Source organism: Sphingopyxis sp. (genome assembly GCF_050725655.1).
Classification (GTDB): domain Bacteria; phylum Pseudomonadota; class Alphaproteobacteria; order Sphingomonadales; family Sphingomonadaceae; genus Sphingopyxis.
On sequence record NZ_JBOHHT010000009.1, the window covers coordinates 1 to 6,652 of the forward strand.

The window sequence follows — 6,652 nt, forward strand, 5'->3', positions numbered from 1 at the left end:
AACATGAACAACCGACAGAACGGTCGCCGTCGCGGCCGTAACAACAACAGCAACAACAATAACAACCGGCCGCAATCGGGCGGACGCGGCGGGGTCGATCAGGCCAACCGCATCGACAGCCGCGCGCGCGGCAACGGCGCCCAGATGATCGAAAAGTACCGCAACCTCGCGCGCGACGCGCAGCTTGCCGGCGACCGGGTCCAGACCGAATATTATCTGCAGTTCGCCGACCATTATTTCCGTGTCGTGAGCGACTTCCGCGCCCGGCAGGAAGAAAAGGCCGCGCAGAACGGACAGGAGCGCAGCCACGACCGTAGCCGCGAGATTCGCGGCGTCGAGGATTTCGACGGCCACGACGATACCGACAGCGATTTCGAAGCTGACACCGGCCGCGACGACGGCGACAATGGCGACGACCGCGGCGAGCGGAATGATCGCGGCGATCGCAACGATCGCAATGACCGCGGCCAGCGCGACGTTCGCGGCAACCGCGACGACGACAATCGTGGCAACCGCGAACCGCGCGGCAATCGCGACGATGACAATCGCGGTAACCGCCACCCGGCGCGCGCGCGTCCCGTCCGCAATCGCGACGAGGACGAAGCCCGCGACGAGCGCAATGATCGTAGCGAAGCTCCCGCCGTGCGCGAAGAAGCCGCCGAGCAGGAACCCGCTCCGCGTCCCGCGCGCCGTCCGGCCCGCCGTCCGCGTCAGGACGACAGCGCCGACAAGGGCGATGCGGGGATCGATACCGCCGTTCTGCCGCCCGCGATCGGCCGTCCCGAACGCAGCGCCGAAAGCGATGCCGCGGACGAAACACCCGCCGCCAAGCCGCGCCGCACGCGCCGCACGCTGGCGACACGCAGCACCGACGTCGAAGCAGCCGAATAAGCCAACGATTTCATGCTAGCCTTTGGATTCGACATGACATAGCCTCCCTGCGGGATACTCGCGGGGAGGTTTTTTATGCGCGCTTTGGCAATGCTTTGCGTTCCAGTCACCTTCGCGGCCGGACTGGTTTCGCTCCCCGCCGTCGCGCAGGATCCGACCCAGGGCAACGCGCAGGGCGACCTTGCCGTCACCATCTATAATGGCGGCCAGTCGCTGGTTCAGGACATCCGCCAGATCGCCTTTCCCGCCGGCCGGACGCGGCAGGAATTTCCCGACGTGTCGGCACAGATCCGGCCGCAGACGGTATCCTTCGCCGCCGACGGCACCGCGATCGTCGAACAGAATTTCGACTATGATCTCTTGTCGCCCAACGCGCTGATGCAAAAGGCGGTGGGAGAAATGGTGACGTTGCTGCGCACCAATGTCGCGACCGGCGCCGAAACGCGCGAGCGGGCGAAGGTGCTCGCGGTCAATGGCGGCGTCGTGCTGCAGATCGGGCCGCGGATCGAGATTTTGCGCGACGACGGGATGCCGGTGCGCGTGATCTTCGACAAGATTCCGCCGAACCTGCGCGCCAAGCCGACGCTGTCGATCACCGTCGACAGCCGCGCCGCGGGAACGCGGCCCGCGATGCTGTCCTACCTGACCCAGGGACTCGGTTGGGCGGCCGACTATGTCTCGCTCTATGACGAAAAGGCGGGGACGATCGACGTCCAGGGCTGGGTGACGCTGACCAACAACACCGGCACGACCTTCGACAATGCGAAAACGCTGCTGGTGGCGGGAACGCCGTCGGGCAGTGGCGCGAATATCGGCGTGTCGCAGCGCTATCGTCCGCCGCAACAGACGAACATTCGCCGCGCTGGCACCGAAACCGCGCCGCGCGAGCAACTCGGCGACTATTATCTCTATCCGCTGGCCGAACGCACGACGATCGCCAATGCCCAGACCAAGCAGGTCAGCTTCCTCGACGTCAGCGGGGTTCCGGCGCAGAAAATCTATGAATTCACCGTCGGCGGATTCAACACCATGACCGAACCGGCCAGCGCGGCGAGCGTGATCAAGTTCAACTCGAGCGCGAAGGGCGGCGGTCTTGGCGACGCATTGCCCGCCGGGACGGTGCGTTTCTATCAGCGCGACCTGCGCGGCGATCCGCAGTTCATCGGCGAAAACAGCATTGGCCACACGCCGATGGGAAGCGAGCTTGGGCTCGCGACCGGCCAGGCTTTCGACGTCAAGGTCCAGGCGACGGTGGTGAAGCGCGACGTGATCTCGAATCATGTCACGCGCTCGTCGATGTCCTATTTGCTGACCAATGCGCGGCCCCAGCCGGTCACGCTCGACCTCGTCCAGCGCGGGCTCGACTGGTATTGGGACGAAACGCGGATCATCGCCGAAAGCCAGAAGAGCGAGCGGCTCGACAGCGACGGGACGCGCTGGCGGGTCTCGGTGCCGGCGAATGGCGAGGTGACGATCACCGCCACCTTCGAAACGCGTTACTGACCGCCGCGCGATGCGCCGCTGGCTGCTCGCGCTGCTGATGCTCACCGCGTCGCCGGTGGCGGCGCAGTCGATCGTGACCTCGGCGGTGCCCGATGGGGTGTCTGTCGGGGTGTTTCGCGATCCCGGACGCGGCGAGGGCGGCGAGATCGAGCGCGACTGGCTGAGCGGGTTCGCGCTGATCTCCGAAAAGCGGACGATCGACCTGCCCGCCGGCGAAGCGACCCTGCGCTTCGAAGGCGTGGCCGAGGGGATGATCGCGGTATCGGCGATCGTCACCGGCTTGCCCGGCGGGGTGATTCAGAAGAATCGCGACGCCGCGCTCCTGTCGTCGGCGAGCCTGCTTGACGGATCGTTGGGCAACCGCGTCCATATCCGCCGCACCGACCGCGCGACCGGACGGGTGACCGAAGAAGAGGCGATCATCCGGTCGGGCGCGCAGGGCGCGGTCGTGTTGCAGACCCCCGCGGGTTATGAATCGCTGCGTTGCACCGGGCTTCCCGAAACGCTGGTCTATGACGGAGTGCCGGCGGGACTGACCGCAAAGCCGACGCTGTCGGTGACGACGCGCAGCGCGTCCGCGCAGCGGGTGACGGTAACGCTGACCTATCTGTCGACCGGTTTCGACTGGGCGAGCAATTATGTCGCGCGCGTTGGTCCCGACGGAAAGACGCTCGACCTTTTCGCCTGGCTGACGGTCGCGAACAGCAACGGCGAAAGCTTCGCCGATGCCAGCCTAGTGGCGATCGCGGGCAGTGTGAACAAGGTCAGCAATTTCGATGCGCTGGCACGCGCGCCCTATGCGCCGCCGCTTCGGCTCAGCTGCTTCCCTATCGGCAATGGGCGCTATGGCATCCCCTCGCCGCCCCCGCCGCCGCCCGCACCGCCGCCGCCACCCATGGCCGAGGGAATGGATATCGTCGTGACGGGCACGCGCATGCGGAGCGAATCGCTGTTCGCCGGCTCGCCGGTCTCTGTCATCGCGAGCCAGGAGGATCTGGGCGACCTGAAACTTTATCGCGTGCCGATTCCGGTCACCGTCGCGGCCAATGGGCAAAAGCAGGTCGCGCTGCTGGTCAAGGACAAGGTGCCGTTCCGCACCGTCTATCGCCTGCGGCAAAGCCTGGACGATGAAGGCAGTGCTATGTCGCCCGAAATATTGTTGCGGATGCAGAACAAGGAAACGGCGAGGCTGGGCATTCCGTTGCCGAGCGGGCAGGCGGCCGTTTTCGAACGCATCGGCGATCAGGACCTGCTCGCGGGCGAAGGCCGGATGCGCGACCATGCGGTGGGTGAAAAGGTCGATCTGGTGATCGGCGAGAGCAACCAGGTGCTGGTCGATGTCGAAAATTACGTGCCGCCGAAGAATGGCAAGCACGACTATCGAATCACGGTGACCAACGCGCATCCGCACGCGGTCGACGTCGAACTTGGGTTCGATGTCGACGACCGGGACGGACTCGATTCGCGGATTCGCAAGCTGCCGCGGCGTGACGGGTTGCTCACCTGGATCGTTCGCGTGCCGGCGAATGGCAGCAAGACGTTTCAATACCGGGTGAAGGCGGACGATTAAGCGATGGGCAGCGCCCGCGGCCGATGATTCTCGTCGAGTGCGACGAAGGTGAAGACGCCTTCGGTCACGCGTTCCTCGGTCCGGCCGCCGTCGCGCGTCGCGATGACTTCGAGCCGGATGGCCAGCGAGGTGCGGCCGCGGCGTTCGATATGCGCATAGATGGAGATGATGTCGCGCAGCAGGATCGGCGCGATGAATTCCATCGTTTCGATCGCCACCGTCGCAACCGCGCCCTGCGCTTCGCGGCCGGCGACGATGCCGCCGGCGATGTCCATCTGGCTCAGCACCCAGCCGCCGAAGATATGGCCGTTGGCGTTGATGTCGGCGGGGCGGGGGACGACGCGCAGGATCGGGTCGCGCGGGCAGTCGGGCTTATCGCTATCGGTCATGGTTCATATCCGGGTCGTTTTCGAAAGGGTCTTCGATCGCCTCGTCGTGGCCGCTGCCGCTCGACAGGAAGACGAGTCCCATCAGTGCGGCACCGAGCATGACCGACAGGCCGACGCCGGCCGCGGTCGCGATGATCATATGAATGGTGAGTGCCTCGCCCATCGTAAAGCGCAGCCAGCCGAGCGCGCCGACGACCGCGAGCAGCGACACCAGCGCCATGCCTTTCATCAGGCGGCGATAGCGCGCCCAGGCGACATTTGACGTGTCGCGATTGTCGAGGGGAGAGCGTTTGACCATGGTGCTTCCATGAACCAACCCGCCGCCACGGCCAAGCGCCATCGCGGCGGGCCGGGGCGTTTCGTCCCGCGCGCGAATCATGTTAGGCTCGCCCGGCAACAGATACAGACGGGAGCGGCACCTATGACGATCGGAGCGATTCTTCGGGAACGGACCGGGGCAGTGATCTCCGCGGGGCCGAATGACACGGTGCGGATAGTGGTCGATCTGCTCGCGCAGAATCGAATCGGCGCCGTGCCGGTGATCGAGGGCGATTCGATCGTCGGCATCTTTTCCGAACGCGACATCGTGCGGCTCCTGTCTTCCTATGGCCCCGAAGCGCTCGATCGCAGCCTCGACGAGGTGATGACCAAATCGCCGGTCACGTGCGACCCAAACATGGCGGTGATCGGGGCACTCTCGCAGATGACGCAAAAGCGCATTCGCCACCTGCCCGTGGTCGATGGCGGCCGACTCGTCGGTTTCATATCGATCGGTGATCTGGTCAAATATCGTATCGACCGGATCGAAGCCGAGGCTGCGGCGATGCGCGATTATATAGCGTCGTAACAGCCGCGAACTGCCGGGCGGCGTGGGGACGATCAGCGCAAGTCCGGCCGCTCTTTCCATTCTTCTATATATAGGGCGCCATATAAGGCTCCCATCGATGGGCGGCGGAGTCCCCATCCACCCAGATGACAGTGCCCGATGATTCGAATGGTCGGGATTGGTGTGGGCGTCGGCATCGGCGCTCGCGTCGGCCAGATTCGCGATCGGATCGATCGGATCAAATCGGGCGGCAGATGCGAATTCGTGACTGGAAAGGACGGCGGGGAGGGGAATCGCACCGTTGAACATCGTCGAAGACGGAAATTCGCGATGTCGATCGATCAAATCCCGGCGGGAATCGACATTCACTGGCCGATCCGCGCGAAAATCAGCGAGCCCGCCGGCGGGGCTCCGACCGCGCAGCGTCGGTCTCCCAACGCCGCGCCATTTTCCCCGTTTGCGGCAGAACCCTTGAATTCCGGGGTTTCGTCCCCATTTCCACGGTCTGCCCACGGCTCTTTCCGGTGCCGCGAACAACTTTTGAAACAAAATTGCAAAAAGGTTGTTGACGCGAATCGGAGAGGCGCTTAGAGGCGTGTTCACCGGACGGGGCGCGGCGCCAAACGCCACACACCAGCCGGTCGCCAACAGATACGGACAGATGTCCCCCGATAGCAATAGCGGGGAACGACAACTGTCCGCCATTTCTTGTCGGTGAGCTCTTTGAAATTGTGATTGTCGATGAAGGGACATGTGGGCGGCGGCCCTGGGTCTTGCAGCTTTAAGGTGCAAGGTGCTCAGGATAAAAAGCCAAGCCTGACCTACATGTCTAACACGTTTCCATTACGTGGGAGCGGCTCTTCGTCTGCCTGTAATTCGTTACAGGTTGATGTCGGGACCGTTCCAAATTTGTGTAGGCCAGGCTCCTTAAAATGAGCGGGTTTGCGAGGGAATTCCACCTTGGCAAATTCGAACATCAAACTTGAGAGTTTGATCCTGGCTCAGAACGAACGCTGGCGGCATGCCTAACACATGCAAGTCGAACGAACTCTTCGGAGTTAGTGGCGCACGGGTGCGTAACGCGTGGGAATCTGCCCTTGGGTACGGAATAACTCAGAGAAATTTGTGCTAATACCGTATAATGTCTTCGGACCAAAGATTTATCGCCCAAGGATGAGCCCGCGTAAGATTAGCTTGTTGGTGAGGTAAAAGCTCACCAAGGCGACGATCTTTAGCTGGTCTGAGAGGATGATCAGCCACACTGGGACTGAGACACGGCCCAGACTCCTACGGGAGGCAGCAGTGGGGAATATTGGACAATGGGCGAAAGCCTGATCCAGCAATGCCGCGTGAGTGATGAAGGCCTTAGGGTTGTAAAGCTCTTTTACCCGGGATGATAATGACAGTACCGGGAGAATAAGCTCCGGCTAACTCCGTGCCAGCAGCCGCGGTAATACGGAGGGAGCTAGCGTT

The 6,652-nt window shown here is 63.3% G+C and carries 6 protein-coding genes and 1 rRNA gene; 5 read left to right on the forward strand and 2 right to left on the reverse strand.

Annotated features, from left to right (window positions below; genetic code table 11):
- The 3 genes from ACREBX_RS01135 to ACREBX_RS01145 form a co-directional block, all read left to right on the forward strand.
- Positions 1–891: DUF4167 domain-containing protein (locus ACREBX_RS01135; RefSeq protein ID WP_431559915.1), on the forward strand; the 891-nt coding region annotated here is incomplete at its 5' end.
- Between the two features lie 75 nt (positions 892–966).
- Complete coding sequence (locus ACREBX_RS01140) at positions 967–2,394, forward strand: DUF4139 domain-containing protein (RefSeq protein ID WP_431559916.1); 1,428 nt, start codon at positions 967–969, stop codon at positions 2,392–2,394.
- A gap of 10 nt (positions 2,395–2,404) precedes the next feature.
- Positions 2,405–3,964 (forward strand): DUF4139 domain-containing protein, encoded by a 1,560-nt coding sequence (locus tag ACREBX_RS01145; protein ID WP_431559917.1) that lies wholly within the window; start codon positions 2,405–2,407, stop codon positions 3,962–3,964.
- Here the strand turns inward: ACREBX_RS01145 and ACREBX_RS01150 are convergent.
- On the reverse strand, positions 3,961–4,353 hold the full coding sequence (locus ACREBX_RS01150) for an acyl-CoA thioesterase (RefSeq protein WP_431559918.1): 393 nt from the start codon (positions 4,351–4,353) through the stop codon (positions 3,961–3,963). The two genes, ACREBX_RS01145 and ACREBX_RS01150, sit on opposite strands and share 4 nt — an antisense overlap.
- Complete coding sequence (locus ACREBX_RS01155; protein WP_431559919.1) at positions 4,343–4,651, reverse strand: hypothetical protein; 309 nt, start codon at positions 4,649–4,651, stop codon at positions 4,343–4,345. Before ACREBX_RS01155 ends, ACREBX_RS01150 begins: the two co-directional genes overlap by 11 nt.
- Before the next feature lie 123 nt (positions 4,652–4,774).
- Here ACREBX_RS01155 and ACREBX_RS01160 point away from each other — a divergent pair, with 123 nt between their 5' ends.
- Together ACREBX_RS01160 and ACREBX_RS01165 are read left to right on the forward strand one after the other, a co-directional pair.
- Positions 4,775–5,200 carry a CBS domain-containing protein gene (locus tag ACREBX_RS01160; RefSeq protein WP_431559920.1) on the forward strand — a complete coding sequence of 142 codons (426 nt, stop codon included), beginning with the start codon at positions 4,775–4,777 and terminating at the stop codon, positions 5,198–5,200.
- Positions 5,201–6,157: 957 nt separating this feature from the next.
- A 16S ribosomal RNA gene (locus ACREBX_RS01165) occupies positions 6,158–6,652 on the forward strand; the annotation flags it as partial.

Bases quoted from the DNA above. Each gene is read 5' to 3' on its own strand.
- ACREBX_RS01150 (WP_431559918.1), bottom strand. From the start codon at position 4,353: ATGACCGATAGCGATAAGCCCGACTGCCCGCGCGACCCGATCCTGCGC.
- ACREBX_RS01140 (WP_431559916.1), top strand. From the start codon at position 967: ATGCGCGCTTTGGCAATGCTTTGCGTTCCAGTCACCTTCGCGGCCGGA.
- ACREBX_RS01155 (WP_431559919.1), bottom strand. From the start codon at position 4,651: ATGGTCAAACGCTCTCCCCTCGACAATCGCGACACGTCAAATGTCGCC.
- ACREBX_RS01160 (WP_431559920.1), top strand. From the start codon at position 4,775: ATGACGATCGGAGCGATTCTTCGGGAACGGACCGGGGCAGTGATCTCC.
- ACREBX_RS01145 (WP_431559917.1), top strand. From the start codon at position 2,405: ATGCGCCGCTGGCTGCTCGCGCTGCTGATGCTCACCGCGTCGCCGGTG.